The following is a 26,962-nucleotide window of genomic DNA, read 5'->3' as shown; positions in this document are numbered from 1 at the left end:
CGGGGGGCGGCGCGGCGCGCGACGCCGGGAAAGGCGGCAGGGCAGGAGGCGGAGCGACTTCGCGATGATCTTCCGGCAACTCTTCGACCCGCAATCGTCGACGTACACGTACCTGCTCGCCGATCGAGCGTCGCGCGAAGCGCTGCTGATCGATCCGGTGTTCGAGCAGGTGCGCCGCGACGCGGCGCTGCTCGACGAACTCGGGCTGCGGCTCGTCGCGACCGTCGACACGCACGTGCATGCCGATCACGTGACGGGCGCGTGGCTGCTGAAGCAGCGCACGGGCAGCACCATCGCCATTTCCGCGGCGAGCGGCGCGGCGGGCGCGGACCGCTATCTGCGCGACGGCGACCGCTGCGCGTTCGGCGCGCGCTACCTGACCGTGCGCGCGACGCCCGGCCACACGAGCGGCTGCATCAGCCTCGTGCTCGACGACGAATCGATGGCGTTCACCGGCGATTGCCTGCTGATCCGCGGCACCGGCCGCACCGACTTCCAGCAGGGCGACCCGCGCGCACTGTATCGCGCGGTGCACGGCCGGCTCTTCACGCTGCCGGCCGCGTGCCTGCTGTATCCGGCGCACGACTATCGCGGGCTCACGGTGACGAGCGTCGGCGAGGAGCGGCGCTTCAATCCGCGCCTCGGCGGCGACCTGAGCGAAGACGATTTCGCGGGCTACATGCGCAACCTCGGGCTCGCGCACCCGCGCCAGATCGACGTCGCGGTGCCGGCGAACCTGCAATGCGGCGTCGCGGCGAGCGCGCCGGAGCGCCAGGACGAGCCCGGCTGGGCACCGCTCGTCTATACGTTCGCCGGGTTCTGGGAAATCGATCCGCAATGGCTCGAGGATCATCTGCCGGCGGTGCAGGTGGTCGACGTGCGCGAGCCGGACGAATTCACGGGCCCGCTCGGCCACCTGCCCGGCGCGACGCCGATTCCGCTCGGCGAACTGGCCGCGCGTGCCGGCGAGATCGCGCGCGACCGGCCGGTCGTGACCGTGTGCCGGGCCGGCGGGCGATCCGCGCAGGCGACGGTGATCCTGCTGAAGGCCGGTTTCGACACGGTCGCCAATCTCGGCGGCGGGATGCTGCGCTGGCGTGCCGAGGGGCGCGCGGTTGTAAACGGCCGGCTTTAGCGCCGGCGGCCGCATCGCGGGACGCCGGCGCGAGCGACCGGCAGCGCGCGGTGGTTCGACGTGACAGCAGCAGCGGCAGCATCGCGACGCCCTCCGATTACATCGTGTGCGTGGCTGACTGCGCGAGCGTCAGCAGTTCGTCGAACTGCGTGATCAGCTCGAAGCACAGCAGGAACGCGAGCGTATAGGCCGGCGCGGGAAAGCGCCCGATCAGCCGCAGCACCGGCGGCGCGAAGCGCGAGCGGATCGCGTCGCGCGTCAGCAGCCAGGCGATCCCGATGCCGATCGCGGCGCCCGCGATCAGGTCGGTCGGGTAGTGGAAGCCGAGATAGGCGCGCGGCACGCAGATGAACACGACCGCATACAGCAGCGCGAACACGCCGGCGCGACGCGCGATGATGAAGATGCCGGTGGCGATCGCCATCCACAGCATCGCGTGATCGCTCGGAAACGAACTCCATGCCTGCAGCGTGGCCGCGCGCAGTCCATCCGACGGGAAGTGCAGGTGCAGCTCGGGGTTGTAGATCGGCCGCACGCGGAACGGCAGCACCTGGGCGAGCAGCCGGCCGACCGCGAGCGCGACGAGCCCGCTCGCGATCGTCGCGACGACCTGCTCGCGCTGCCGCTCGCGGTTCGGGCCCGGCTGGAACCACAGCCAGCACAGCACGGGAACGAGCACGAAGCCCTTGAACGTGTACAGGCCCGCGATCACGCGGATCGCGTGATTCATCAGCGGGCTGAGCGTGATCCGGGTGAGGTAGAACTGGATGGCGGTATCGAAGCTGTTCATGTTCGGCAGTTCTCGGCGCAAGCGCCACGGGGTGGCAAGTATGTCACCCGTTATTTCGAAGAAAATGCGAAAAAATACCGGGAATCCCCTGATGAAACAGGCCCTTCGACAAAGGGGCCGGATGCCGTCTCCTGAAAAAAATAATTCGGTGAACTGGAAAAATTGAACCGATTGGCCTGCGCATTGCATGGCACGCGCGCATCGGGTTCGCGAGCCGGCCGGGCCTGCCGGACGACGCGCGTTCGCGCGTCAGCCGCACGAAAATAAAAAAGGGCGGGCACGACATGCGTGCCCGCCCTGTGCGCAACGCGCCGGCCGTGCCGGCGCGCATGCCGCGTCAGCGCCGCCAGATCCGCGTGGCGAGTGCCGCGAGCGACGCCGCGACGGCGAGCGCGAGCACCGCGGTCCAGCCGAACTGCGCGAGCAGTTGGCTGCCGATCGCGGCGCCGGCTGCCATGCCGATGAACATGCCGACGAACAGCACCGCGTTGAGGCGGCTGCGCGACGCGGGATCGATGCGGTACACGATCGACTGGTGCGCGATCAGCGTCGCCTGCACGCCGAGGTCGAAGCCGACCGTGCCCGCCGCGAGCAGTGCGAGCTGCGCGTGCGCCGACAGCAGCGGCGCGAGCCCCATGACCGCGAACGACAGCGTGGCGATGCCGATGCCGAGCCGCGTGATCCGCTCCGGCCCATGACGGTCGGCGAGCCGGCCGGCGACCGGCGCGGCCAGTGCGCCGGCCGCGCCTGCGAGGCCGAATGCGCCGGCTGCCGCGCTGCCGAGATGGAACGGCGCGCCGTGCAGCATCACTGCGAGCGTCGACCAGAACGCGCTGAAGCCGACCGACAGCAGGCCTTGCGCCAGCGCCGCGCGCCGCAGCGCGGGATGGCGGCGCCACAGCTCGCCGAGCGAGCCCATCAGCGCGCGATACGACAGGCGCGTCGTCGGTTCGAAGCGCGGCAGGCCGCGCGCGGCCACGACGCCGATCGCCGCGACGCTCGCGGCGGCGATCACGAACATCGTGCGCCAGCCGAGGTTCTCGGCGACGAAGCCGCTGATCACCCGCGACAGCAGGATGCCCATCAGCAGGCCGGTCATCACGGTGCCGACCGTGCGGCCGCGATGCGCGTCGTGCGCGAGCGTGGCCGCGGCCGGCACGACGTCCTGCGCCATCGTCGCGGACAGGCCGATCGCGAAGCTCGCGGCCAGCAGCAGGCCGATCGACGGCGCGGCCGCGGCCAGCAGCAGCGCGCCGACCAGCGCGGCCGCCTTGGTCACGATCACGCGGCGGCGGTCGAACCGGTCGCCGAGCGGCGCGAGCAGCAGGATGCCGAGCGCATAGCCGAGCTGCGTCAGCGTCGGCACGAGGCCGACCGCGCGCCCGGACGCGCCGAGATCGGGCCCGAGCACGCCGAGCATCGGCTGGCTGTAGTAGAGCGGGGCGACCGCGAGGCCGGCCGCGGCGGCGAGCAGCAGCACGAGGCGGCCGTCGAGCGGCGTGGCGGCCGCCGCGTGCGGCGGGGCAAGCGGCGCGCGGGCCGCGGCGTCGAGGTTCGTCGGGGTGGACATGACGGGCATCCTGTGTCGGGTGAAGGAATGGACGCGAGTTTGCCGGCGCGGCGCGGGCGACGGTAGTAGCGTGCGGCGCAGATTTGTTATACGTTCAGCGTATGAAAGAGAAATCCCCTGTCAAGTCCGCAGCTGGCGGGTCTGCACGTCACCGCACGGTTCCGGTGGAGGGCGCCGGCTATCGTTTCGAGCTGATGGAAACCTTCGTGCGCATAGTCGAATCGGGCAGCCTGTCGGCCGCCGCCGCGCAACTGAACACGACCCAGCCGACCATCAGCCGCCGGCTCCAGGCGCTCGAGCGCTCGCTCGGCGTGCGGCTGCTGCAGCGCACGACGCACACGATGCGGCTGACCGTCGACGGCGAGCGCTGCTTCAAGCGCGCGAAGGAGCTGCTGGCGAGCTGGGCGGCGTTCGAAGCCGACCTGCGCGGCGCGCAGGAGGAGCCCGAGGGGCTGCTGCGGGTCGCGGTGCCGCACGCGTTCGGGCAGGAGCGCTTCGTCGGGCCGCTGGCGGGGTTCCTGCGCGACTATCCGCGCGTGTCGGTGGAGTGGCTGTTGCAGGACGAAGTGCGGGATTTCATCGGCAGTGGCATCGACTGCGCGATCCAGGTCGGCGAGCCGACCGATCCGGGCGTCGTCGCGATCCGGCTGTCGAAGGTGCCGCGCTTCGTGGTCGCCGCGCCGTCGGTGCTGAACGGCGCCCCCGTGCCGGCCGAGCCCGACGCGCTCGCCGCGCTGCCGTGGCTGTCGCTGAGCACCTACTATCGCAACGAACTGGCGCTCACGCATGCGATCACGGGCGAGACGCGGCGCATCGCGATCCGGCCGCGCATCAGCACCGCGAACCTGTATGCGCTGCGCAGCGCCGCGCTGCTGGGCATCGGCGCGTGCGTCGGCTCGTCGTGGCTGCTGGCGGACGACCTGGCGCACGGGCGTCTCGTGCACCTCGCGCCGCAATGGGAGGCCGCGCCGCTGCCGGTCTACCTGACCTATCCGTATGCGCAGTTCTATCCGTCGCGGCTCGTGCGGTTCGCCGCGCTGATGCGGGAGGCGGTGCCGGGGCTGGTCGAAGGGCACGACGGGTGACGCGCCCGGCGCGCATCACGCGCCGTAGCAACGCAAGCGCGCGAGATCGACGACGGTGATCCCGCCGTATTCGAGCCGCACGAGCCCTTCCTTCTGCAGCGTCTTCAGCGACTGGTTCGCGACCTGCCGGGTGATGCCGGACAGCAGGCCGAGCTCTTCCTGCGTGATGTCGAGATGATCGCCGCCGCCCGGATACAGCACCGGATTGAACAGCGACGCGAGGCAGCGCGCGAGCCGCGGCGTCGCATCGAGCAGCCGGTCGTATTCGAGCAGCGCCATGAAATGCGACAGCCGTTCGTTGAGCTGACGGACCAGGAAGCGGTTGAACGCGACGCTGTGCTCGACGAGCCACATGAAGGTCGGCCGTTCCATGAAGGCCATGCGCGTGTCGCGCAGCGCGACGATGTCGTAGCGGCGAGGCTCGTTCTTCAGCACGGTGCCCTCGCCGAACCAGCCGCCGGCCGGCACGCCGGTGAACGTGACGCTGCGACCTTCCGGCGACACCGTGCCGATCTTGATCAGGCCGGTCACGACGCCGGTCCAGCTTTCGAGCACGGTGTTTTTCGGGCAGATGCACGCGCCGCGCGCGAACGTCTTCTCGACGATGCCCGCGCAGGCGCGCTCCGCCTCGTCGTCGGGCAGCTCGATCGACCACGCGGCGATATGCGCGAGCCGTGCGCGGCTGATGCCGGGGCGCGCGGGGCCGGCGCCGGGGACGGGCGGCTCAGTCACGCCGAATGCCTTCGGGCAGTGCACTGATGCGGCGCACTTCGGGCGAATCGAGCCACGCGCGCGACGTCGCGCAGTCGGCGAACATGTCGGTCGCATCCTCGCCCCAGAACAGGTCGCCGTCGAGTTCGAAGGTCGGCACACCGAATACGCCATGCGCGATCGCATCGTCGGTGTTCGCGCGCAGCGCGTCCTTCACGTCCTGCGCATCGACGGCGCTCACGCCTTCCGGGAAGCCGACGGCTTCGCACAGCGCGGCAAAGCCTTCCGGCGTCGACACGTCCTGGCCGTCGCGCCAGATATGCCGGAAGATCCGGCGGATCGGATCGAGCGAGCCGCCCATCGCGATGGCGAGCCGCAGCGGCTTGATCGGATTGAACGGATGTGCGGGCGGCATCCGGTATGCGATGCCGAGCTGCCCGGCGCGGTAATGCGCGTAGCGGTAGATGAACCCGCGCTTGGCGGCGATCTCGGTGGGGCCTTTTTGCCCGCAGTGCTTCAGCAGCGCGGCGAGCACGATCGGGCGCGGCTCGATGGTCAGGGTCCGCGGCAGCCGCTCGAACTGCTCGAGCTGCAGGTACGCGAACGGCGAGACGAAATCGAAATACCAGGTGGCGGTTTGCTTGGGGCTCATCGCGCGAGTCCTTCCGGGGTTGCCTGCGCTGCATGTGCGTGCAGCGTCGGCGCCAGCGTGAACGGCGCGCCGGTCATGGCGCGGATGTCCTCCAGTGTTGCATGCGACAGGATTTCGCGCAGCACCAGGCCGTCGTCCGTCACGTCGAACACCGCATGCTCGGTGACGATCACCTTCACGCAGCCGCTGCCGGTGAGCGGCAGCGTGCAGCGCGGCAGGATCTTCGGGCGGCCGTGCTTGTCGGTGTGCTGGAGCGCGGCGATCACCTTGCGCGTGCCGTGGCACAGGTCCATCGCGCCGCCGATCCCGGGCCACCATTTGCCGTCGCGCCGGCACGCCCAGTTCGCGAGGTTGCCCTGCGCGTCGACCTGCAGCGCGCCGAGGATCGTGACGTCGATGTAGCCGTTGCGCATCGCGCCGAGCGACGTCGCGAGATCCATCAGCGCCGCGCCGGGCGGCAACGTGATCGGCTCGCAGCCGGCGTTGGTGACGTCGCTGTCGAGCGCGTCGAGCGACGGCCGGCCGCCGAAGCCGAACGCGCCGTTCTCGGTATGGAAGATCACGCCGGCGTCGGCGTCGAGATAGTTCGCAGTCAGCGTGGGGATGCCGAGCCCCAGGTTGACGACTTCGCCCGCGCGCAATTCCTGCGCGCAGCGGGCGGCGATGCGTTGTTTCGGATGCGTGGGCAGCGCGGGGGCGGGCATGGCGGTCTCCTTCATGGCGTGTGCGGGGGCGCGTCGATCAGGCGTGCGTTGCGTCGTCGGCGGACGGCAGCCGGCCGAGCTTCGTCCATTGCCGGCGGTACAGCGCGTGCTGTTCGTCGAGCGTCAGCCCCTGCACGACCGCATCGACGAATACGCCGGGACAACCGACCCGCTCGGGCGGAATCGCGCCGACCTCGACGATCTCGTTGACTTCGACGATCGTGTAGCGGCCCGCCATCGCGATGTCGCGCTGGTTCTGCAGCGACGTGCCGCGAAACTCGACGTTGCCGAACGTGTCGGCGCGCCAGCCCTTGATGATCGACACGTCCGCAGTGAGCGGCGGCTCGACGAAGCACGTGCGGCCGTCGATCTCGATCTTCCGCTTCGGCGCATCGAGGGCGGGGAACATGCCCGGCTGGTCGAGGATGCCGACGCCGACCGGCACGAGCACGCCGCCCAGGCCCATCGCGCCGGCGCGCACCTTCTCGGCCCAGGTGCCCATCGGGAAGAACTCCGTCACGCGCACCGCGTCGGTCAGGTACGCGTGCGTCGACTCGTCGGTCGTGCCGACGTGCGTGCCGATGAATTCGGCAAGCTGGCCGGACGCGAACAGCCGCGCCTTGAGGAAGCCGCCGCGCAGGCCGGGCGTGTTGGCGATCAGCGTCAGTCCGTTCACGTCGCGGCGCAGCAACGCGTCGATGCAGACGGCGGCTTCGCCCGCGCCGACAAATTCGCCGAGCATCAGGCGGCTGCCGGAGCGCACGTGCGACAGCGCGTCGTCGACCGGTCTCACCTTGTTCTCGTAGCGCATCGGCGTCTCCTCCCGGGTTGTGATGCCGCGAGTGTAGGCGGCGCGGCGGGCGGAAGTTGTCTTGTGGATGACAATTGCGGCGCGGGATTGGCCGGCGCGCGGCGGAATCGGGCGGACGTCGCGAAGCGCATCCGGCCCGCAGGCTCAACCGCGCCGGATGCCGTCCGGCAGCGCGCTGATGCGTTGCACTTCGGGCGAATCGAGCCACGCGCGCGACGTCGCGCAGTCGGCGAACATGTCGGTCGCATCCTCGCCCCAGAACAGGTCGCCGTCGAGTTCGAAGGTCGGCACACCGAATACGCCATGCGCGATCGCATCGTCGGTGTTCGCGCGCAGCGCGTCCTTCACTTCCTGCGCATCGACGGCGCTCACGCCTTCCGGGAAGCCGACGGCTTCGCACAGCGCGGCAAAGCCTTCCGGCGTCGACACGTCCTGGCCGTCGCGCCAGATATGCCGGAAGATCCGGCGGATCGCGTCGAGCGAGCCGCCCATTGCGATCGCAAGGCGCAGCGGCCTGATCGGATTGAACGGGTGCGCGGGCGGCATCCGGAACGCAATGCCGAGCTTGTCCGCGCGATATTGCGCGTGGCGATAGGTGAAGACGCGTTTCGCCGCGATCTCGGCCGGCGCTTTCTGGCCCCAGTGCGCGAGCAGTGCGCCGAGCACGATGGGCCGCGGCTCGATGGCCAGCGTCGGCGGCAGCCGGTCGAACTGTTCCAGTTGCAGATAGGCGAACGGCGAAACGAAATCGAAATACCAAGCTGCGGTGGTCGCGGTGTTCATCGCGGTGCTCTCCGAGGCGTGTGCGTGGGGCGGCCGCCGGTGACGGCGGCGCGAAGGCACGAAGGCACGGCGTGTCGAGGCGGTCGCGGATGCTGGCCAGTGTCGCATGCGGGCGGGTTTCGCGCATCCTCGGCGGCGCGCGGCGTTCGACCGTCAACCTTCAACTGGTCTCGACCAGCGCCGCCAGCCGCGCGAGCGCCATGTGCCAGCCGGTTTCGTTGTCGGCGGCCGGCACGCCGGGCGGCACCCCGTCGTGCACGGCGTCCACGCGCGTGCCGCCCGCTTCGTCGGACAGCGTGATCGTCATCGTCATGGCGCCGCGCAGCAGCGGATCGTCGGTTTCGAACACGTCGATCTCGACGACGAGTTCATTCGGCACAAGGGTCACGAAGCGGCCGTGATAGGTATCGGTGCGCGCGGTGGTCTTGCCGGCGTCGGTCGGTGCGTCATAGGTCAGCGTGATGCGGAACGCGCCGCCTTCGCGCGCGTCGTACGCATGCACGCGGCACGTCATGCCGTCGGGCACCTTCCATTGCTCGACCGCGTGCGGATCGAGCAGCGCGCGATACACTTTCGCGCGGGGCGCGTTCAGATGCCGGCTGACGCTGGTCGAGTTCAGGCGAGCCATGCCGCTCCCTCCGGAAAATCGTTCGATCGAACACGGGGCGTGCCGTCGCGCATCGGCGGTCGGCACATGGTCAACGCAACGTGCCCGCCAGTTCGTCGAGCTGCGTGATGCAGGTGTTCCAGCCCTCGAAGAATCCGAGCGCTTCATGGCGCTCGCGCGTGGCGGCGTCCGGATGCATCACGCGCGCCTCGTAGCGGCATCCGGCGTCGTCGTCGCTCAGCGTGACGATCGCGGTGAACCCGAGCCACGGCGTATGCGGCCGCCAGCCGCCCGCGAGCATCGACGTGAACGCGATGCGCGATTCGGGCACGATTTCGAGGAAGCAGCCGGGGTTGTCGCTCGTGCCGCCGTCGGGGCCGCGCATGAACGTGTGGAAAGCGCCGCCCGGACGCAGGTCGAATGCGCGCACTTCGGTGGTCCACGGTTTCGGGCACCACCATTCCTTCAGCAGGTCGGGGTCGGTCCACGCGCGCCACAGCGCGTGGCGCGGCGCGTGCAGGACGCGGGTGATGACCAGGTCGCGGGTGTCATCGGGTTCAGCGGGTTCGGGTGACATCGGCTTGCTCCTCTGCGTGATGGCGTTCGAAGAATTCGGCCATGCGGTCGGACCGCGCTTCCGACTTCGCGCGTTGCGCGGCGATCCACTGCTCCGCTTCCGACAGCCGGCTGCCGACCAGCGTGCAGGTGCGCGAGCGGCCGGATTTCCGGGTCTGCACGAGGCCGCTGCGCTCGAGCACCGCCACGTGCTTCATGAACGACGGCAGCGCCATGTCGAACGGTTCGGCCAGTGCGGAGACGGTCCGCTCGCCCTGGCCGAGCGCGCCGACGATCGCGCAGCGCGTCGGATCGGACAGCGCACGGAACACGTCGCTGAGGCCGGCATCAAGGTTAGCCATGCGGCTAAATATAGGACAGGGCCGGGCAAATCGCCAGGCATCGATCCCGAAAATGCCGGTCATGATTATATGAATAATCGAAACGATTTGATTTTATTTGCGGTGCGGGAATTTGATCGGAAATTGGATTCATGCGCGAGTGCCTGTTTGTAAAATGATCCGATCCGAAATTGCGTCAGGATATCCCGCCCTTTTATTGGCTGGCTGCGGTTCGGCTGGAAATGTAAAGCATTGCAATATCTGATTCCGGATGGCGCTTTGCGGTTGCGGCGGGATTAATTGTTTGGCAGGATTTTCAATAAGTTGCGCGGATTTAAAATAACAAACGTGTCGATTATTTTGCTGGCCGAAAAATATGCCGGGCGAGCAACGATTCAACAGATAGCTGACGGAAACAGGTAACGAGGCGGCGAACATTCCGAACGTGTTCGCGATCAGTGAGTCAATCGCTTGCCCGGCTGCGTCGATGCGTCACTCGAGCGACCCGGGCGGATTCGATACGGGGCAGCCATGGCGATACTCATGAACGATTCTTCCGGGGAAGCGTGCCTGCTCCGCGCGTATCACGTGTTCGGCCGGGATGCCGCGCGTTGCGATACGGTCATCCCGGACCCGTCGGTTTCCCGCGTCCATGCGCATATCCGCTGGATCGGCGGGTGCTGGGTGCTCCACGATCACAGCAGCAACGGCACGTCGATATCGGGCGCACCGTTGCGCGACGGCGAGCATGCGGTGCTGAAGCAAGGCGACGTGATCCGCTTCGGGAAGATGGGCGTCGCGCCGTGGCGCGTTGAAGCGCTCGACGATCCGGCCGATACGCTGTGGCCGATACGAGGCGCTGCGCATCCGATCGTGCTCGCGCCGCGCCAGATCCTGGCCGCACGCGCCGCGCAGCCGGTCACGATCGTCCGGTCGCCGGCCGGCGAATGGCTGTGTGACGACACGTTGCCGCCGCGAACCTTGCGTCACGGCGACGAAGTCGCGGCCGGAGACGCAGCGTGGCGCCTCGCGCTCGCGCGCAGCAGCACGACGATGCTGCTCGCCGCGCCCGCCGATCCGGCCGTGCCGGCACAACTGCTCGAATTCCTCGTCAGCCGGGACGAAGAGCATGTGCGCATGCTGCTGCATGTTCGCGGCGGCGTGGTCGATCTCGGCGAGCGCGCGCATCACTACAGTCTCGTCACGCTTGCCCGCGCGCGCTCGGCCGACATGCAGGCCGGCTACGACGCCGCCACGCAAGGCTGGATCGAACTCGATCGGCTGGCGCGCATGCTCGGCATCGATACGTCCCATGTCAACGTGCAGATTCACCGCGCCCGGAGCCAGTTCGCAGCCCTGCCGGGGCTGGGTGCGAGCCAGCTCGTCGAGCGCCGGCGCGGCAGCGTCAGGTTCGGCGATTTCCCGTTCCGCGTCATGCGCGGCGCGCATCTCGAATGCGAGTCGGTGCCGGGCATCGATCCGCGCATCGGCGTGCGCCGCCTGTCGCCGGGGCCGGTCGTCCAAACGCCATGAACGCGTTGAAAACGGCCGTGCTGCTTCCCGCGTACCGCGAGCCCGTCGCGCCGGGGACGCCGGAGCCGCGCCCGCCCGCGCCACCGCCCGCCGCCGCCGCGCCGTTCGCCGAACTCGCCGGCACGTGGCGCTACCGTCTCGGCCCGCTGCTGGGCGAGGGCGGCAGCGGCGTGGTGTTTCGCGCGACCTGCTGCGAAACGGGACAAGCCGTCGCGATCAAGCTGATGCGGGACGATGCGACGAAGACCGCGACGGAGCGCGCGCGCCAGCGTGCGCGTTTCCAGCGCGAGACGGGCCTGTGCGAGGCGCTGCGGCACCCGAACATCGTGGCATTGCTGGACAAGGGGGAAGCGCCCGACGGCCGGCTGTTCGCCGTATTCGAGCTGGTGCAGGGCCGGACCTTGCGCGACCGGCTCGCGGCACAGGGGCCGCTGTCGGCCGTCGACACGGGCCGGCTGATGGCGGAGGTGCTCGACGCGCTCGCGGCCGCGCATCGCCGGGGCATCGTGCATCGGGACCTGAAGCCGCAGAACATCGTGATCGCGATGGCCGATGACGGGCCGCACGCGAAGCTCCTCGATTTCGGCATCGGTGCGTTGCTGCCCGGCATGAAGGGCGTCGAGAGCCAGACGGCGACGCAGGCGACCGAAGTGCTCGGCTCGCCCCAATATTGCGCGCCCGAGCAATTGCGCAACGAGCCGCCGACGCCAAGAAGCGACCTGTATGCGTGGGGCCTGGTCGTGATCGAATGCCTGACGGGCGAGGTCGTCATGCGCGGTGCGAGCGTGGCCGACATTCTCTATCAGCAGCTCAGCCCGGTGAATGTCGTGTTCCCTCCGCCGATCGCATCGCATCCGCTCGGCGCGGTATTGCGGCGCGCGCTGAGCAAGAAGCCGGAGCAACGCGCCGCGTCGGCCGACGAACTCGCGGAACCGTTTCGCGCGCTCAACTTCGCGGCGCTCGTCGGCCAGTTCGATGCCTTCCGTGCAAGCCGGCGGGCGCGCCCGCGCGGCGAGACGACCGGCACGGTCGGGGAGTACCGGCAGATCACCACGCTGTGCTGCTGCATCACGATCGACGGAGAGGGCCGGCAGCGGCATGCCGGCGCCGATCATGGGGACGTGCTCGACGGCTACGAGGAGCAATGGCAGACGAAGTGCGTGGATATCGCCGTCGGTTACGGCGCGCAGGTCGACGCACGGCTCGGCGACACGCTGCTGTTCCATTTCGGCCTGCAAGGCGACATCGATCGGCCGGCGCGCCGCGCGGCGCGCGCGGCACTCGACATGGTGCGGGTGGCCGGGCGCGCCCGGCTGCCGGCGCCGTCGGCCGCCGGCAGCCGCGCCGCCGGCGAAAGCTGGCGCGTCGAAGTGGCCGCCGCGATTCACGTCGGGCAGGTTCTCGCCCATGCGTCGCAGATGTCGGGCGTATCGACGCCTGCCGCGGCCGCGCGGCTGCTGCGGCTTGCCGGGCCCGGACAGATTCTGGTCAGTGACGATGCCCGGTTGTCCCTTGAGCGGCACGCAGACTATCGGTCGACCTCGATGTGGCTGACGCGGGCGGGCCTCGTGCCGCAGCCGGTTCACGAATTGCTCGGCGAGCGGCGCGCCGATACGCCGTTCGATTCGCTCGACGCCGGCATGCGGGCACCGATGATCGGCCGCGCGCGCGAACTCGACGCGCTGCTGCGCGCGTGGCAGGAGGCGCTCGCACGCGAGCGTCGCGACACGCATGGCGAGCCTGTGCCGCACGGTGTGCCGCGGCTGGTCGTCGGCGACGCGGGGCTCGGCAAATCGCGCCTCGTGCACGAGTTGTGCGAGGCCGTCCGGGGCGAGGGTTCTGCGTGCGCGTATTGCGGGTGCCTGCCCGAGCGGGAGAATCACGCACTGTTTCCGGTCCTGCGCTTCATCGCCGCGCATTGGCATATCGACGCCGACGACCCGGCGGGTCTCGCACTCGCGGCGATCGATACCATGATCGCGCCGCTCGAATGCGATCACGCGGCGGCTCGTGTCGCACTCGCGACCTGGCTGGGGGTGCCCTGCGACGACAAGGGATTCCTGTGGTCGAGTGCGCGCGAACAACACGCATTGTTCGACGTCCTCGAGCAACTGATCGTGTCGCTCGGCAATGGCGCGCCGGTGTTGTTCGTCGTCGAGGATGTCCAGTGGATCGACCGCACGACCGAGGATTTTCTTGCGTACCTGCGGCGCTCGCCGCGGGCGCGGGCCATCTGCGTCGTGCTCACGTCGCGCCCCGACAAGCTCGCGCGCTGGCGCGGCGCGACGAAGCGCCTGGTGTTGCGCCGCCTGCCGCGCGACGATGCGCGGCGCCTGGTTTCGGCGCTGGTCGGCCAGCGCGCGCTCGATCCGGCCTTGCTCGATTTGCTAGCTCACCGCACGGCGGGCATTCCGCTGTTCATCGAGGCTGTCGCGCACGAGCTCATGACGAGCGGCGCGATGACCCACGCGGACGGCGCGTTGCCGGGCCTGCGGGCAACGGACCCCTATCCGCTTCCGCTCAGTCTCGGCGGGATGCTCGGTCGAGCGTTCGACCGGATCGACGACGCACGCGACACCGCGCAGCTCGCCGCGACGATCGGGCTCGAGGTGGATGCGCAACTGCTCGTCGCGGCTTCGCCGCATGATCGCGCGACGCTCGACGCGCACCTGCAGTTGCTGCTCGAGGAACGGATCCTGTACGCGCAACATCGGCGCGATCGCGTGGTCTATTCGTTCCGCCATGCGTTGATTCGCGATGCGGCGTATGCGTCGATGCCGCCCGAGCTGCGGCGCGGCAACCATGCGCGCGTCGGCCGCGCGCTGGTTGCGTAAGCCGGTCGCGGCGCCGGTGCACATGCGTTTGGCGTCGCCGGGCACTTCGCGCGCGCAGGCGCCTTCGCCGACGCGATCGGCCACGGCATCGAGGCGGCGCGTCGCGCACTCGAACGCTCCCGGTACGACGATGCGATCCGCTATGGGCAGTCAGTATCCGACTGGCTCGTCGACGCCGACTACGCGCAGCGCGAGCACGACAGCGCGCGCATTCGCGCCACGTTGACGCACGCGACGATGGCGCGGTTCGGCTGGGCCGATCCGCAGGTGCGCGAGCATGCGGAGCAGCTCCTGCGGCAAGTGCGGACGCTCGACGACCAGGAGCTCGCGATCAGCGCGCTATGGACGCTGTCGACCTACTACCACGTCGCCGGCGATCGCCCCACCGTGCGCGGGATCACCATGCAGCTCGACGCGCTCGCCGCCGATCGCGGCGAGGCCGGCGTTCAGGTCGCGGCTGACGCGATGCGCGGCATGAGCCTGTGGGTCGACGGCCACTATGCGCGCGCCCGGGTGGCTTTCGAAGCGGCGCTTGCCGGCTACGACGTGCGGCGCGACGCGGACCATCGGCGCATCCTCGGGCTCGATACGCGCGCGTGGACGATGGCGTCGCTCGCGAGCGTGCTCTGGTGCGTCGACGACGATCCGCAGGCGTCGCTCGCGATGGCGCGCGAGGCCGTGCACTGTGCGACCTGCCTTGACCATTTGCCGACGCTTGGCGTCACGATGATGTACCTCGCGCGCATGTACCAACTGACCGGTGACCGCGACGCGGCCCGCGCCGCGTCGGAGGCGATTCTCCGCCTGTCGGACGCGCATCGGCTGCGCGCGGTCGAGCACTACGTCGCGATCATTCATGCATGGGCGCGAGCGGATCGCGCGGGGGCCGCCGCGCACCTCGAGGCGCAGCGGCAATCCGGCGGGCTGCTCGGCCTGACCTACTACGCGTCGCTGCTCGCCGAGCTGGATGCCGAGCGCGGCGACTACGACGCAGCGCTCGCGCAGATCGAGCAATGCCTCGCATGGTGCGAGTCGACCGGCGAACGGTATTACGAAGCACAACTGCTGCTGAAAAAGTGCGAGTACCTGCGCCAGGCCGACCGGCCCGGCAGCGGCGAAGCCGCGTTGGCCGCGTGCCGGCGCGCATTCGGGATTGCAACAACGGCGGGCATGGTCCGCATCGTCAGGCGCGCCGAGGAGATGTTGCATGCGTTGCAGTAAGTGGTTCCATTCTTCTTTCAGGAGAACACACCGATGAACGACAAACACCGTTTGCCGACGTATGAGCAGTTTCTCGAATATCGAACCGCGATCATCCAGGCGATCGCCCTTGCATGGCAGTCCAAGGAATTTCTCAAGGAGCTCGAGAAAGATCCGGTCAAGGCGTTGCGCGACCATTTCGGCTACGACTATCCGTTTCAGCTCGACCTGCAGGTGCAGCCCAAATCGTCGACCTGGACCCCGGCCGTCAACGGTGACTGGACCGCTGGCCGGAAAAACAAGCTCACCTTGATCCTGCCTCCCGCCCCCGCGGACGAGAAGCAGTTCGCGCAGGCGCTCGCCGCCTATAACGCGAACCACATCACCATCATCGATTGATGACATCAGGGAATTTGACATGGCACAGAACAACGCTAATCCGACGCTCGAATCGATGCTGGAGTTCCAGAAGGTGTATTTGCGCGCGATCGCGCTTTCCTGGCAAGACAAGACGTTCAAGGACGAGTTGCTGAAGAACCCGTTCGAGGCGCTCGCGAAATACTTCGGTTACCAATGTCCGTGGATTATCGAGCTCGAGATCGTCAAGCCGAAAGGCGACTATGGCTGGAAGAGCGGCAGTGACGGGAGTGGTGAAGGGAGTTGGCACCTGCCGCGGAACACCATGTGGGTCGGCATACCGGAGCGGCCGGAGAGCCGGGGCGAAGAGGCTGTTGCGCTTGCGGCCTACTGCGACGCCGGGCCAACCTACCTGTTCACCTGCTGCTGACCTTGCGCGCCTGAGTCACGTACCGCGGCGCGGCCCGTTCCAGACGGACGGGCCGCGCCGTCTTCGCCAGCCATTCCTTGCACGGAACCCGACGATGCTCGACGATTTTTCGCGCGTGTTGCGCTTCAAGCCGCATTTGCTCGTGCTCGATGCGGGGCCCGAGACGTTGTTCATCGTCGACGAATTCAGGCGCGCGATGCTGTCAGGCGCGATCTTCGTGCGGATCGCCGCCTGCTTGCGCGCGCGGATGACGATCGCCGAGATCGTGACATCGCTCGCCGGCACGTTCGGAGAATGGGACGTGCTCGCCGGACTCGATCATCTGGTGCGTCGCGGGTACGTGCGCGCCGACTCGCCGCACGACGACGATTCGGCGCGCGGCTTTTTCGAACGTGCCGGACTCGACGGCGACGCCGCTTGCGCGCGCATCGCGCAGCTTCGCGTCGCGGTCGAAGCGTTCGGCGCCGACGACGCGCCGCTCAAGCTGGCGCTTGCAACGGCAGGCATCGACGTCGTGCCGGACGCCGAATTGACCATCGCGATCGCCGATTCCCATGATCGCGACGATCTGGCCGATTTCGCCGCGCGAATTGCGTCGCGTGGCGGGGCGTTGCTCGTCGTGGCGGCGAACGGTGTCCAGACGCTGGTCGGGCCGCTGCTGGCTGGCGACGGCGCGCTCGCCGACGCGCCGTGCATCGAATGCGTGCGCTACTGGATTCGCATCAATCGGCCCGTCGAGGCGCTGCTTGCTCGCCATCACGGCAGCGACGCGATTCGTTTGCCGCGGGCTGTTTCACGCGCCGGGGCCGCCGCGGCAGCCGCGCTCGTTGCGGCGGCAGTCGAGCAGATAGCGGTCAACCGCGCGGCAGCGGAGCGTGCGCGAACCCGTATCGTGTCGCATCGCATCGACACGCTCGCCACCGAGCAGCACCGCGTGCTCAGGCGGCCCCAATGTCCGCGCTGCGGCAATCCCACGTGGATGCGCGAGCAGGCGGCGCGCGCGCCGCAGCTTGCCGGGCACACGCTGTTGAAACATGCCGACGGCGGCTACCGTACCGCCGATCCGCAACAGGTGTTCGAGCGCTATGCGCATCTGATCTCGCCGCTCAGCGGCGCGATCGCCTATCTGCACCCGATGCCGAAGCGCCACGCCGGGCTGCGCAAAGTCTATGCGTCGGGTTTTCTCGTGTGTCCGGCCGCCGTGCCGAGCGGCAACCGGTTCGACAGGATCTGCTCCGGCAAGGGGCGCACCGACGATCAAGCCCGCGTGAGCGCGCTGTGCGAGGCACTCGAGCGATTCAGCAGCGTTTATCAGGGTGACGAAGCGACGGTGACCGGCAGCATCGAAGCGCTGCTCGCCGATCCGGCATGGGATGCCGAACCGATACACGTCAACGATCTTCAGCAGTTCAGCGAACGGCAATTCGACGAGCGCGAGGCCATCAACGCACTGACCAGCGACGTTCGAAAGCAAGTGCCGCCGCGCTTTATGGCGCACGACGTCATCGACTGGACGCCTGCCTGGTCGCTCGTGACGGGGAAACGCCGTCTCGTGCCGCTGAGCTACTGCTATGCGGAAACGCCCGGCAGCGCGCAAGCCAACGTGACATGCGTGCACAACCCCAACGGCTGCGCGGCGGGATCGTACCTCGACGAGGCGATTCTGCAAGGCATGCTCGAATTGATCGAGCGCGATGCGGTCGCGATCTGGTGGTACAACCGGATTCCGCGCCCGGGCATCGATCTCGCGAGTTTCGCGGATCCGTATTTCGATGCACTCGTGAAGGAATACGAAACGCTCGGGTGGCGGATGTGGGCGCTCGACATCACGCACGATCTGGGCGTGCCGGCAGTGGCCGCGCTTGCGGAGAATCCGGTCGACGGACGCTTCTCGATCGGCTTCGGCTGTCATCCGGACGCCCGCATCGCCGTGCAGCGTGCGCTGACCGAAGTCAACCAGTTGCTCGATGTCGCGGCGGATGCACCGCACCCGTGGGATCGCGCGAAGCTTTCCGCGACTGAATTTCTGTATCCGGCGAACGGCGTGCGCTGCACGACGAGCTCGACGTGGCAGCCCGTCGACGCGGCCACGTTGTCGGAGGCCATCGCACATTGCGTCGGGCGAATCGCCGCAGCCGGAATGGACGTGCTCGTCGTCGACAAGACGCGGCCCGATATCGGGTTGTCTGTTGTGCAAGTGATCGCGCCGGGGCTTTGCCATTTCTGGCCGCGTTTCGGTGCGCGACGGCTCTATGCGGTTCCGGTGGAGTTGGGTTGGTGCGACGAGCCGCGACGCGAATCGGCGTTGAATCCGGCGCTGCTGTTTCTCTGACTTGACGGCTTGCCTGTCCGAGGAAATTGGGTAACCCCGGCAGATGGAAGTGGCGGGCGGGCTGACTCCACCCGCCTTGTGCCGCTGGTTTGCGCTTACCGGTTGCTGATGTTGATATAGGGATCCCAGTAGAAGTAGCCTTTCGGTTGCGCGTGACGGTCATAAATGGCCACGTAAAATGCATAGGTTTCAGTGCCAGGAGCGAGTACGGTGGCCTGCGCGTAGTAATCCGCACGCTTTTCTTCGCCCACAAGGTTGTTGTCGGGCCAGCCCTGCAGGGGGTAAGGCTGATTGATGTTGGTAGTGAGGTAATGTACGTCGCTCAACAGATTGGCGCCGTAAGATTTGAAGCGGTATAAAAAACACTTGTAGTCCGCCTGGTCGGTAAGCGAAACGGTGCGCCAGCGGATGACATCTTCAACTTCAGCCTTGATTCTCAAATTGCTTCCGGCCTCACCCTCGTCCAGACCCTGATACGGACCTTGGCCAAAGCCATATACGGCATCCGCAATAGTCGTAATCATGTAGACACTATTTACGTTGCTCCCAAGGCTGGGTGGATTATTTTTGCTTCGGCTTTGCGGGCTGCCGTCGAGTTTTTTAAGAATATTTTCGACATCGAAGGCGATCAGGACATCAATGATCTTGTAGGTGCTTTTTTGAGACATGGCAGTTCCTTTCAGATTTGAGTTTTGAAAAAATGACGTGCCAGGCAGCAACGCCTATGGTTTTGGCGCTCATCTTCCAGTTCACGTTCGCGACGCCAATGTGGCTTCGTTGGTTCGACTGCTCGACTATCTGTGGCCCCACTCTGGGTTTAGCGGCATTCAAGGTGCTGGTCCGGGCTCAGTTTCGGATGGTGATTTTCGGATCCCAGGAGAAGTAGCCCAGTGGCTCGACTGAGTTGTGCTTGTAAATGGCCACGACAAATGTATAGATGGCGGTGCCTTCACTTTGCGCGGTGGAGTGCCAGAAGTAATCTGAACTTGTTCTTTTTTCCACACCATTGTTTGGCCAGCCCGGTTTGGGGTCGGGCTCGCTCGGGTAGGTGTGTGCAAAATGCGGGTCGCTCAACAGAGGGTAGTCCGGGTGGGCGCCTTCGATGTTTTTTTTGAGTTTGACTTGATAAATGATGCACCTGTAGTCTGCTACTACAGTAAGCGAAGTGGTGCGCCAGCGAATAATATCGTTAACGTCAACACTGACATTCAAAGCATCTCCGGCCTGGCCGGAAATGACGTTTTTGTCAGTGGTTATCATGTAGATCTCGTCGTGACCGTTGCTTTTCAGCGTGGTCGGGTATTGGGGATTCTTGCTGAGCTGACTGGCTGGCAGATCGCTCAGGATTTTTTCCACATCGATCGCGGTAAGGACATCTACGATATTGTAGGTACTCAAAATCTCAGGCATGACAGCTCCTTTCACGCTTTAACGTTGAAGAAAGAATGTGCTAAGTGTTGATGCTCGTGGTGTTCGCACCTCTTCCAGCCAGCAATGCTGCACCTTCGGAGAAATCAAGGCTTGCGGAAGAGTATTGACAGCGTAAGGTGGATTGACGCGCGAATCGATTACACGTGATTACAGCCCGCTTTGGGCCGGAAATGGGCCATTCGTTCGCAGCATGGCCTGGTCATCTCGCTATGGCGGAAATGATGGTGTCGATGACGCATTCGCCCGCAATCACCTTTCTTCAGGACGCTCGTGCGATACAAAACCCAAGGGGATCATTCCGGGCGGCGTTGATCTTCTCGTCGTGCGCAAGCCCATGACACTGGCGAAAGAATCCGAACGGCGAACATCCCGGTGCCTGACGGAGTTGAAGCAGAAGAGCAACGTCGCGGCCAGGCTTCATGCGAGGTTCGATTGCTGCGCACAATGTCGCCAGAAGTCCGATTCCGGCCAACGCTGCTCGAGGCAATAGAAGTGATGGCGCATATGCAGATATTGATGATACTGCGCATGCACTATTTGCGAGAACGCCTCCAGCGCATGAGGGTCTCCATTCAACCGATTCCGAATGGCATCCGCCGCAGAAACACCGTTCGATAGCGATTTGATGATTCCTTGAGCGGTGATGGGATCGTAGGCTGATGCGGCATCGCCGATTGCAAGCCATTGATTGCCGTACAGCCGGTCCAGACGGTAGGACGGCGCCGGATACGACTTCAAGCGCAAATCGTGCAGATCCAGGCCCAGGTCGCATACGAGTCGCCATGTGCGCTGTGCGGCGCGCAGCATGTGATGCCAGTTTTCCGTTTGATGCAGTCGCATCGTTCGGACCGTGTGTGCATGCGTTGCGAGCATGACGACGACGATATTGCCGGGCACGGACGCGAGGTACCACCAGCCATGCTCTACCGCTTCAAGGTGAGTCAGCCTTGAAGAGGGCGCGCTGGCGTCCGGCCGCGGGATCCTTGCTGCGATACAGATCAGCGGATTTGAATCAATTTGCTTTGCGCCGCGTTGCCTGGCAAATACAGAGCGTGCGCCGCTCGCATCAACGACGAAATCCGCTCGCACACGTGACGCAGCGCACGCAGCGCGTCCGATGCTCAACGTGTATCCGGCTTTGTCGTCCGGCTCTGACGCCAGGAGCGAATTCCCCGTAAGCAATTCGGCTCCTGCGGCGCGCGCTTGTGATGCCAGGTGCTCGTCGAACCTGCGTCGGTCGAGATGCCAGCCGTGCCCGTGAGGACTCAGCACGGAATCGTTGTATCCGCGCTTGTCGCTGCCCCAGTACGAGCAACTGCCGTAGCAGGGCTCATGCTCCCGGGCGAGGAATGCGCCGTCGATACCCAGGTGTCGGAACAGTATTCGGCTCTCCGGCGGAATACTCTCCCCGATCCGCGCTTCGGCATAGGAACCGGCTTCAACGACCAGAATGTCGGTGACGCCGGCCTTTGCCAGCGCCAGCGCGCAGCTGCTGCCCGCGGGGCCGCCTCCGATGACGGCGATCTGGTAGCGTGCTTTGCGTGGCGTCGGCAAGGCCGATCTTTCAATGGTTGGCATGTGTGTGACCCATCAGGAAAGCATGTCTCGCGACCTCGTCAGTCATTTGGCGGGCTGAGTGAGTCGGTAACGTAATTGGGCCAAGGTTGAACGAGGTTGCTGTAATCCTTCTTGAAGAGGCTTTGCACTTCCAGGTAGTAATCCTGAGGATAACCCTTAGGGTAGCCGTCGATTGCAACCCCCTGTATGACGAAGCCGATCTTGTCCCAATCGAGCAGGATGCCGCGACGGTCTTGATAGCGCCCGACATTCATCGCTGGCGAGTTGTATTCCTTGGGCGGGGGCAACTGAACCGGGGGTTCGTGCAACTGACGTGCGTCGGTGCCTTCACCACGTACGGAGTAACGCTGAACGGGCAACGTTCCGTCGTTCGCGACCAGGTCTTCATAGGTGTAGACAGCCACTGGCCGTTGCGCGGGCCACGACCAGTACAAGGTCGTGTTCACCCCGCTATACAGGTTACTGCCATCAGGATTCAGCTCGCCGCCCGGATTGGGATCGGGCAAATGCGTCGCGCATGAGTTGTAGTCGGTGTGCCAGGGAATCGCCATGAACTTGCAGAGATCACCTGGCTCGACCGGATCGCTCCCGCTCGGTATGTAGCCGACACCGAGAAATGGTTCGTTTGCGGTGGCAGTCCTGTAATCGAGATTGCGCATATTGATGCGGAAAGGGCCGACTCCGGGATCTTGCCAGTTCGGCTTGTAAAAATGCGGATCGCGGACGATGAAGGTCAGTTCGATTCCAGGACCGAAGCGTCCTCCCAGGCAGTTCGAGAGGACGCTCTTGTCGAGCGCCTCGCCAGGGCCGAGCGGCGCCGAATTCGACGGGATGCATTCGCCGTTGGACCATTGCTTCACGAAAAAGTACTGTGCGGTAGTCAGCGTCAGAAAGCTCTTCTGGTTGTCGCCAAGCGCGAGTGGCATTAACGGTGAACCTGTCGATAGCTCAGGAGAATGCGAATCCGGATTCCGAATGTAGGGCATGATATCGATGTATTGCCGCGGGTCGACCGGAAGCTTTTCGATATTGTCGTGACTGCGGATCGCGTCGTCGGGCAGATTGGTATTCCACCTCTGCATGGAAGCCGCTCGAAGTATCGGGAAGATATCTTCATTGAATGATGGCCGGAAATTGCTCTGGTAAAGGCCATTGCTGTAGATATCGGGTCTCAATCCGAATTTTTCGATCCAGGTGGTCGAGACTTCATCCCACACCGAGACGACGTTTCTCGTCTGCGGGGCGTATGACGGATCTGTCGAAACCACCCACGCACTGCTGTCCACCGGGCGCGGGCTGTTGTCATCGAAAATAAGCACGGCCCTAACTGGACCATCAGCGGTATCGTCGAGCCAATTGTCGTTATCGACATCGTGTATCACGGGTGCGTCGGGATTCGCCTTGCCTTGGGAATCGAAACCGCACGCCAGACCGTATGCGCCCAGAACGATCAGACGTCCGTTGGTTTCCGTGGTCATCTCGCCTAGCGTGGTAATGGGGTGGCTGATGGATCCCTCGGACGGACCGGCCCCGTCTGATGCCGGAAACGATTGTGGATAGCGAGACACCTTGACGATTTCACCTGTAGAGCCATCGTATGCCGGCGTGGTGTTATCGAATGCAATGCTTCTACCGTCGGATGCCTTGATCGCACGCGGCCCTGCGTCGATTACGAGTTGGCGCAGCCGCGTCTTGTTTGAAGGATCGGACGTGCCGGCAAAATCCTTATTGCGTAGCGGCGGGCGATTGCCATCTTTGTAAGCGTCAAGCCCGGCGGGATCCGACTCCAGCTTCCAGCAGTTGGCCTTCTTGTTGGCAAGGTGCACTGTCCACACAATATCCTTCACGCGCTTGCCGTCCACCAGCGAGCCGATGACGACTTCGGTGCCGGAACCGGTGGGGTAGCCTGAGCCGACATTGTCGCTGTACTGATAGATTCTGAAGCGAGCAGCTTGCCGCTTGAGACGCCCTTGGCCATCGCGCAGGTCGTTGCTGGTGATCGTTGTATCTTCGGTGCCCGGCTTGATGGGGAGCCCTCCCGTAACGGATTGTCCGGCAATCGGCAGCCCGGCCGAGGTTTCCGGCGCAATATAGTATTCGGGGCTGCTACCGACACGCGCGATTCCGATAGCGGGATGAATGCGTAACTTCGTGTTTGACATGGCAGGCCTCTTGAATCTTCATGGCGAACGCGCAAGATGTTGCCGTCTTGCGCTGACGAACTGCAGCGACACGCTGTTTAAGCTATCTTTTGACCTGCTTGGCATTCAGGTACTTGAGCAAAAGAATATGGCTGGTGCTGATATCCTTGCCCGGCAACATCAACGAAAAATCGGTGGTGTTCGTGAGTCCCATCGTGTTGTGACAACTGAAGCACTGATTCTTGCTGATGTCTTTTTGCGTGAATGTTTCGATGACCGAATTGGAGAGTTTCGAGGATCCGCGAACAATTGACGGATCGATGTTCGGACTCCAGTTGGGGCGGAGTGTCGGGGCTGGTTTGCCGGAAAGCCAGACCGCTCCCACCTCCTTGTAGTACTGCCAGACGGAATTTTTTTCCTTCAGGCGTTTCTGGACTTCTGCATTCAATAATTCGATGTCGCCGATATTCGAGATGTCGCCACCCCCGGTTTTGTATTGCCGACAAACCTGAGTGACGGGAGTCAGTATTTGGGTGTTCTCGTCGATCTGGATCTGCGATGCATTGTTTTGGTTGCAATCGGCAGGAAGGGTGCCGGCCTTGTAGAACGTGAAGGACTTGGTTGAGACTGGCTGATCTTTATTCTGATTCGCGCTGAGGTCGGGCGCATTGTCGACATGCTCGAACGTAGCCCAGATAGCCTCCGGGTGACCCTCGGCGACCCACGCGATATGAAATCCGACCAGGGCGACCGTGACGTCGACAGATTGGGCATTCGGCTGAATGTTGACGCTCTTTCCTACCTTGGATAGCAGTTTGATCTTCGCCGTGGTCGTATAGAAACGGCTCACGTCGTCGTTCTTGCCGACGATTTTCCATGCAGCCTTCAGCGATATGGCGCCGATCTCGAATTTCTGGTCGGCGGAGGCCTTTTTCATGCCTTCACGCGTGTACAGTTGATTGTTGATGGCAAAATTGCGGTAAACATCGTTGATGTACATGTTCGTATAGACAGCGCGGCCGCCCTGATCAACCACGATGCCGAGCGATTCCGCTTGTTGCACCCCGTCAAGCACGTGTTCGGTGGGATTCTTCGCCGTCGGATCGATCGCTGCGTCGGAGTAAAAGCTCTCGAATCGAGGTAAGCCGTTTTTCAGCGGCTCGGTAAGCCACAGGAACGCGTTCCAGGAAAATTGGTGAAACGGGCAATTCAGGTTGTTTTTATCGGGTGGAGGCGGAATTTTACTGTCGGGATCGGGAACGTTAGCGGATGCAAACCACGCGTCGGGTGCAGGGCAAACCACCGCCGGCGCCGCGGACACGAACTGACTGAAACAAGCGCAACACCCGGCCAGGGCGATTGCTGTCCAATTGGCAATGCTCTTCATTTGTTCCTCCGGTCGATTCAATTCTCTGTCGGACAATGCATGGGCACCGCGCGAGGAGTCGCGTTCGTCTTCGCGCTTTAATCAGCCTGACGCTATTGCGGTGCGATTCAGTGTTGCGGTTTGATTGATGGTTGTCGAAATTAATTACGGCGCTGGATATGGTCTCGGACCTTGTTTTCTTGCCATTGGGGTAGAGATGTACGGAAGGACCCGATCGAGCCGAAGAATAGGTCGATGGCATCGCTGAAACAATTACATGTGATTACACGACAAGAAATGAGTGGTTGATTCGACCCCGGGTGCGTAGTACCCCCGATACCGGAACAGTCACTCATCTTTTCCCGCTCGCGCGCGGCGCGTAATCTGTATGCGCCCCTGAACCGGAGACCGGCATGGCGACTGCCACGAGACACGGCGAACGCTACGGCGTCGCATTGACGTCCGGCCGCCACCGGATCGTCGCGGACACCTGCAAGAACGGCATTGGCGGCGACGCCGGCATGCGCCCTCACGAACTGCTCGAATGCGCGCTCGCGGCATGCATCTGCACAAGCCGGTTCAGGTCGTGCTGTCTTCAATCGAATCGACGTCAGGAACGGAGGATTGAATGGACCGGATCACGATCGACACCTACGACACGGCGGCGCAGGCGTTTGCCGACGAATGGCAGGACCAGCCCGCGCCCACCGACATGTATGCGCTGCTGATGCGGCACTTCGCGCCGGGCGGGCGCACGGCGGATATCGGCTGCGGCGCCGGGCGGGACGTCGCGTGGCTGAACGCGAACGGCTTTCCCGCCGCAGGCTATGACGCATCGCCGGGGCTGCTCGAACAGGCGCGCACGCGCTATCCGCATCTGCGCTTCCTCAACGCGGCGCTCCCCGCGCTCGACGGGATCGACGACGCGTCGTTCGACAACATCCTGTGCGAGACGGTCATCATGCATCTGCCGCCCGAGGAGATTGGCGACGCGTGCGGCCGCCTGCTCGCGATCCTGAAGCCGGGCGGCGTGCTCTACCTGAGCTGGCGCGTGTCGGAAGGCGAGAGCCGGCGGGATGCGTCCGGACGGCTGTATGCGTCGTTCGACGCGGCGCTGGTCACCGCGGCGATGCGCAATGCGACCGTCGTTTCAGATACGGAAACGGTTAACCAGTCGTCCGGCAAGCGCGTGCATCGCCTGATCGTGCAGCGCGCATCGTGATGGTGTACCGTCGTGCTTCTCCAGCCAACTGAAACCTGTCGTCAGGCTGACGACCCTTCACCCATCGCCATGAAACGCAGACACCTCGCCGTCGCCGTCACCGGTCTCCTGATCGCGCTCCCGATCGCGGCATTCGCGTTCGTGAAGCCGCTGCGCGTCGTCGCGCCCGCGCTGGTTCCCGGCGTCACATGCCCGGACGCGGACATCTGCATCGACGACGCCGCGAAGCTCGGCGAAGCCCGGCAACTGTACGGCGCAGGCTATGCGCGAGCGGCGGCCGTCACCGGCCAATTTCACGCCGCGCCGCGCGTGGTGTTCTGCGCGACGCAAGCGTGCGCCGACGCGTTCGGCCTCGGGCGGCGCGCGGCGGAAGCGGTCGGGAATGCCGGCGTGGTCGTCGCGCCGCGCGGCTGGCAGACCTATTTTCTCGCGCACGAGCTGATCCATCACCGCCAGGCGGAAGTGCTCGGCAACCTGGCCGTCGCGACCAAGCCGCGCTGGCTGATCGAAGGGATGGCGTATTCGCTCAGCGACGATCCGCGCCATCCGCTGGCGGAGCCGTTCGAATCCTGGCGCGCGCAGTTCGACGCGTGGCACGCGGCGCTGGGCGCACGCGATCTCTGGGATGCGGCGCGCGACGTGCGGTGACGCTCGCCGCACGCCTGCGCGCCAGGCGTACGACGCGATCGAGGCGAGGGCGGAAGAGGTCGCCACCGACGAACGCACCCGGCAGGTGAAGCAGGCGCTGTCGTCGGGCGTCTATCTGGAGGACGGCGCGGCGCTCTGAGCGCGCC

24 protein-coding genes and 2 pseudogenes are annotated in these 26,962 nt (G+C 65.3%); 10 read left to right on the top strand and 16 right to left on the bottom strand.

From position 1 onward, the window contains the following. The first annotated feature begins 64 nt into the window (after nucleotides 1–64). The gene (locus WT26_RS34020) at nucleotides 65–1,135 is read left to right on the top strand and encodes a rhodanese-like domain-containing protein (protein ID WP_069275004.1); all 1,071 of its coding nucleotides are present in this window, start codon (nucleotides 65–67) and stop codon (nucleotides 1,133–1,135) included. Nucleotides 1,136–1,232: 97 nt separating this feature from the next. On the opposite strand, the gene WT26_RS34015 is transcribed toward WT26_RS34020, so the two are convergent. Together WT26_RS34015 and WT26_RS34010 are read right to left on the bottom strand one after the other, a co-directional pair. Further along, nucleotides 1,233–1,925 (bottom strand): phosphatase PAP2 family protein, encoded by a 693-nt coding sequence (locus tag WT26_RS34015; protein ID WP_069275233.1) that lies wholly within the window; start codon nucleotides 1,923–1,925, stop codon nucleotides 1,233–1,235. A 337-nt stretch (nucleotides 1,926–2,262) separates the two neighbouring features. Next, nucleotides 2,263–3,495, bottom strand: a complete 1,233-nt coding sequence (locus WT26_RS34010; protein ID WP_069271733.1) for an MFS transporter — start codon at nucleotides 3,493–3,495, stop codon at nucleotides 2,263–2,265. 101 nt (nucleotides 3,496–3,596) lie between these two features. On the opposite strand from WT26_RS34010, the gene WT26_RS34005 reads away from it, so the two are divergent. Further along, the gene (locus WT26_RS34005; RefSeq protein ID WP_069271732.1) at nucleotides 3,597–4,580 is read left to right on the top strand and encodes a LysR family transcriptional regulator; all 984 of its coding nucleotides are present in this window, start codon (nucleotides 3,597–3,599) and stop codon (nucleotides 4,578–4,580) included. A gap of 15 nt (nucleotides 4,581–4,595) precedes the next feature. Here WT26_RS34005 and WT26_RS34000 read toward each other — a convergent pair whose 3' ends face one another. The 9 genes from WT26_RS34000 to WT26_RS37890 form a co-directional block, all read right to left on the bottom strand. Then, complete coding sequence (locus tag WT26_RS34000; protein WP_010095063.1) at nucleotides 4,596–5,312, bottom strand: Crp/Fnr family transcriptional regulator; 717 nt, start codon at nucleotides 5,310–5,312, stop codon at nucleotides 4,596–4,598. Beyond that, entirely contained in the window at nucleotides 5,305–5,943 is a 639-nt protein-coding gene (locus WT26_RS33995) for a 2-hydroxychromene-2-carboxylate isomerase (protein WP_069275003.1), read from the bottom strand. Before WT26_RS33995 ends, WT26_RS34000 begins: the two co-directional genes overlap by 8 nt. Then, a complete protein-coding gene (locus WT26_RS33990) occupies nucleotides 5,940–6,647 on the bottom strand; it encodes a 3-oxoacid CoA-transferase subunit B (RefSeq protein WP_059716408.1) in 708 nt (235 codons plus the stop codon). The genes WT26_RS33995 and WT26_RS33990 overlap by 4 nt, the downstream gene beginning before the upstream one ends. 37 nt (nucleotides 6,648–6,684) lie before the next feature. After that, complete coding sequence (locus WT26_RS33985; protein ID WP_059737634.1) at nucleotides 6,685–7,458, bottom strand: CoA transferase subunit A; 774 nt, start codon at nucleotides 7,456–7,458, stop codon at nucleotides 6,685–6,687. Between the two features lie 144 nt (nucleotides 7,459–7,602). Next, nucleotides 7,603–8,241, bottom strand: coding sequence for a 2-hydroxychromene-2-carboxylate isomerase (locus WT26_RS33980; protein WP_069275002.1), 639 nt, complete (start codon nucleotides 8,239–8,241; stop codon nucleotides 7,603–7,605). Between the two features lie 160 nt (nucleotides 8,242–8,401). Continuing rightward, nucleotides 8,402–8,869: an SRPBCC family protein gene (locus tag WT26_RS33975; RefSeq protein WP_069275001.1), complete on the bottom strand. Its 468-nt coding sequence runs from the start codon at nucleotides 8,867–8,869 to the stop codon at nucleotides 8,402–8,404. A 70-nt stretch (nucleotides 8,870–8,939) separates the two neighbouring features. Continuing rightward, nucleotides 8,940–9,425, bottom strand: coding sequence for an SRPBCC family protein (locus tag WT26_RS33970; protein ID WP_069275000.1), 486 nt, complete (start codon nucleotides 9,423–9,425; stop codon nucleotides 8,940–8,942). Next, complete coding sequence (locus WT26_RS33965) at nucleotides 9,406–9,765, bottom strand: ArsR/SmtB family transcription factor (RefSeq protein WP_069274999.1); 360 nt, start codon at nucleotides 9,763–9,765, stop codon at nucleotides 9,406–9,408. The genes WT26_RS33970 and WT26_RS33965 overlap by 20 nt, the downstream gene beginning before the upstream one ends. Before the next feature lie 129 nt (nucleotides 9,766–9,894). Then, nucleotides 9,895–10,182 (bottom strand): hypothetical protein, encoded by a 288-nt coding sequence (locus tag WT26_RS37890; RefSeq protein WP_155123287.1) that lies wholly within the window; start codon nucleotides 10,180–10,182, stop codon nucleotides 9,895–9,897. Nucleotides 10,183–10,275: 93 nt separating this feature from the next. Between WT26_RS37890 and WT26_RS33960 the strand changes: the two genes are divergently transcribed. The 5 genes and pseudogenes from WT26_RS33960 (at nucleotide 10,276) to WT26_RS33940 (ending at nucleotide 18,430) form a co-directional block, all read left to right on the top strand. Continuing rightward, nucleotides 10,276–11,277: an FHA domain-containing protein gene (locus tag WT26_RS33960; protein ID WP_069274998.1), complete on the top strand. Its 1,002-nt coding sequence runs from the start codon at nucleotides 10,276–10,278 to the stop codon at nucleotides 11,275–11,277. Then, a pseudogene (locus WT26_RS33955) lies at nucleotides 11,274–15,332 on the top strand (TOMM system kinase/cyclase fusion protein). Before WT26_RS33960 ends, WT26_RS33955 begins: the two are co-directional and overlap by 4 nt. A 33-nt stretch (nucleotides 15,333–15,365) precedes the next feature. Then, nucleotides 15,366–15,710, top strand: a complete 345-nt coding sequence (locus WT26_RS33950; protein ID WP_059716365.1) for a BMA_0021/BMA_0022 family TOMM bacteriocin — start codon at nucleotides 15,366–15,368, stop codon at nucleotides 15,708–15,710. A gap of 19 nt (nucleotides 15,711–15,729) precedes the next feature. After that, nucleotides 15,730–16,098: a BMA_0021/BMA_0022 family TOMM bacteriocin gene (locus WT26_RS33945; RefSeq protein WP_059716366.1), complete on the top strand. Its 369-nt coding sequence runs from the start codon at nucleotides 15,730–15,732 to the stop codon at nucleotides 16,096–16,098. 94 nt (nucleotides 16,099–16,192) lie between these two features. Further along, nucleotides 16,193–18,430 carry a TOMM precursor leader peptide-binding protein gene (locus WT26_RS33940; RefSeq protein WP_059716367.1) on the top strand — a complete coding sequence of 746 codons (2,238 nt, stop codon included), beginning with the start codon at nucleotides 16,193–16,195 and terminating at the stop codon, nucleotides 18,428–18,430. Between the two features lie 95 nt (nucleotides 18,431–18,525). Here WT26_RS33940 and WT26_RS33935 read toward each other — a convergent pair whose 3' ends face one another. The 5 genes from WT26_RS33935 to WT26_RS33915 form a co-directional block, all read right to left on the bottom strand. Beyond that, nucleotides 18,526–19,098 (bottom strand): AidA/PixA family protein, encoded by a 573-nt coding sequence (locus WT26_RS33935; protein WP_059716368.1) that lies wholly within the window; start codon nucleotides 19,096–19,098, stop codon nucleotides 18,526–18,528. 178 nt (nucleotides 19,099–19,276) lie between these two features. Next, nucleotides 19,277–19,840: an AidA/PixA family protein gene (locus WT26_RS33930; RefSeq protein WP_069274997.1), complete on the bottom strand. Its 564-nt coding sequence runs from the start codon at nucleotides 19,838–19,840 to the stop codon at nucleotides 19,277–19,279. 438 nt (nucleotides 19,841–20,278) lie between these two features. Continuing rightward, entirely contained in the window at nucleotides 20,279–21,439 is a 1,161-nt protein-coding gene (locus WT26_RS33925; protein WP_063801109.1) for an NAD(P)/FAD-dependent oxidoreductase, read from the bottom strand. A 38-nt stretch (nucleotides 21,440–21,477) separates the two neighbouring features. Then, nucleotides 21,478–23,601: a LodA/GoxA family CTQ-dependent oxidase gene (locus tag WT26_RS33920; RefSeq protein ID WP_059716370.1), complete on the bottom strand. Its 2,124-nt coding sequence runs from the start codon at nucleotides 23,599–23,601 to the stop codon at nucleotides 21,478–21,480. Nucleotides 23,602–23,683: 82 nt separating this feature from the next. Then, entirely contained in the window at nucleotides 23,684–24,967 is a 1,284-nt protein-coding gene (locus WT26_RS33915) for a hypothetical protein (protein ID WP_155123286.1), read from the bottom strand. 607 nt (nucleotides 24,968–25,574) lie between these two features. Between WT26_RS33915 and WT26_RS33910 the strand changes: the two genes are divergently transcribed. The 3 genes and pseudogenes from WT26_RS33910 to WT26_RS36905 all read left to right on the top strand — a co-directional run. Further along, on the top strand, nucleotides 25,575–26,168 hold the full coding sequence (locus tag WT26_RS33910) for a class I SAM-dependent methyltransferase (protein ID WP_059823609.1): 594 nt from the start codon (nucleotides 25,575–25,577) through the stop codon (nucleotides 26,166–26,168). Between the two features lie 69 nt (nucleotides 26,169–26,237). Beyond that, nucleotides 26,238–26,816, top strand: a complete 579-nt coding sequence (locus tag WT26_RS33905; protein WP_069274996.1) for a hypothetical protein — start codon at nucleotides 26,238–26,240, stop codon at nucleotides 26,814–26,816. Nucleotides 26,817–26,820: 4 nt separating this feature from the next. Further along, nucleotides 26,821–26,955, top strand: a pseudogene (locus WT26_RS36905) (short-chain dehydrogenase); the annotation flags it as partial. Between the last annotated feature and the right edge of the window lie 7 nt (nucleotides 26,956–26,962).

Origin of the sequence: Burkholderia cepacia (genome assembly GCF_001718835.1) — a bacterium.
In the GTDB taxonomy this organism is placed as follows: domain Bacteria; phylum Pseudomonadota; class Gammaproteobacteria; order Burkholderiales; family Burkholderiaceae; genus Burkholderia; species Burkholderia cepacia_F.
The sequence above is the reverse complement of the archived record's forward strand: the minus strand, read 5'-3'. Positions and strand labels throughout refer to the sequence as shown.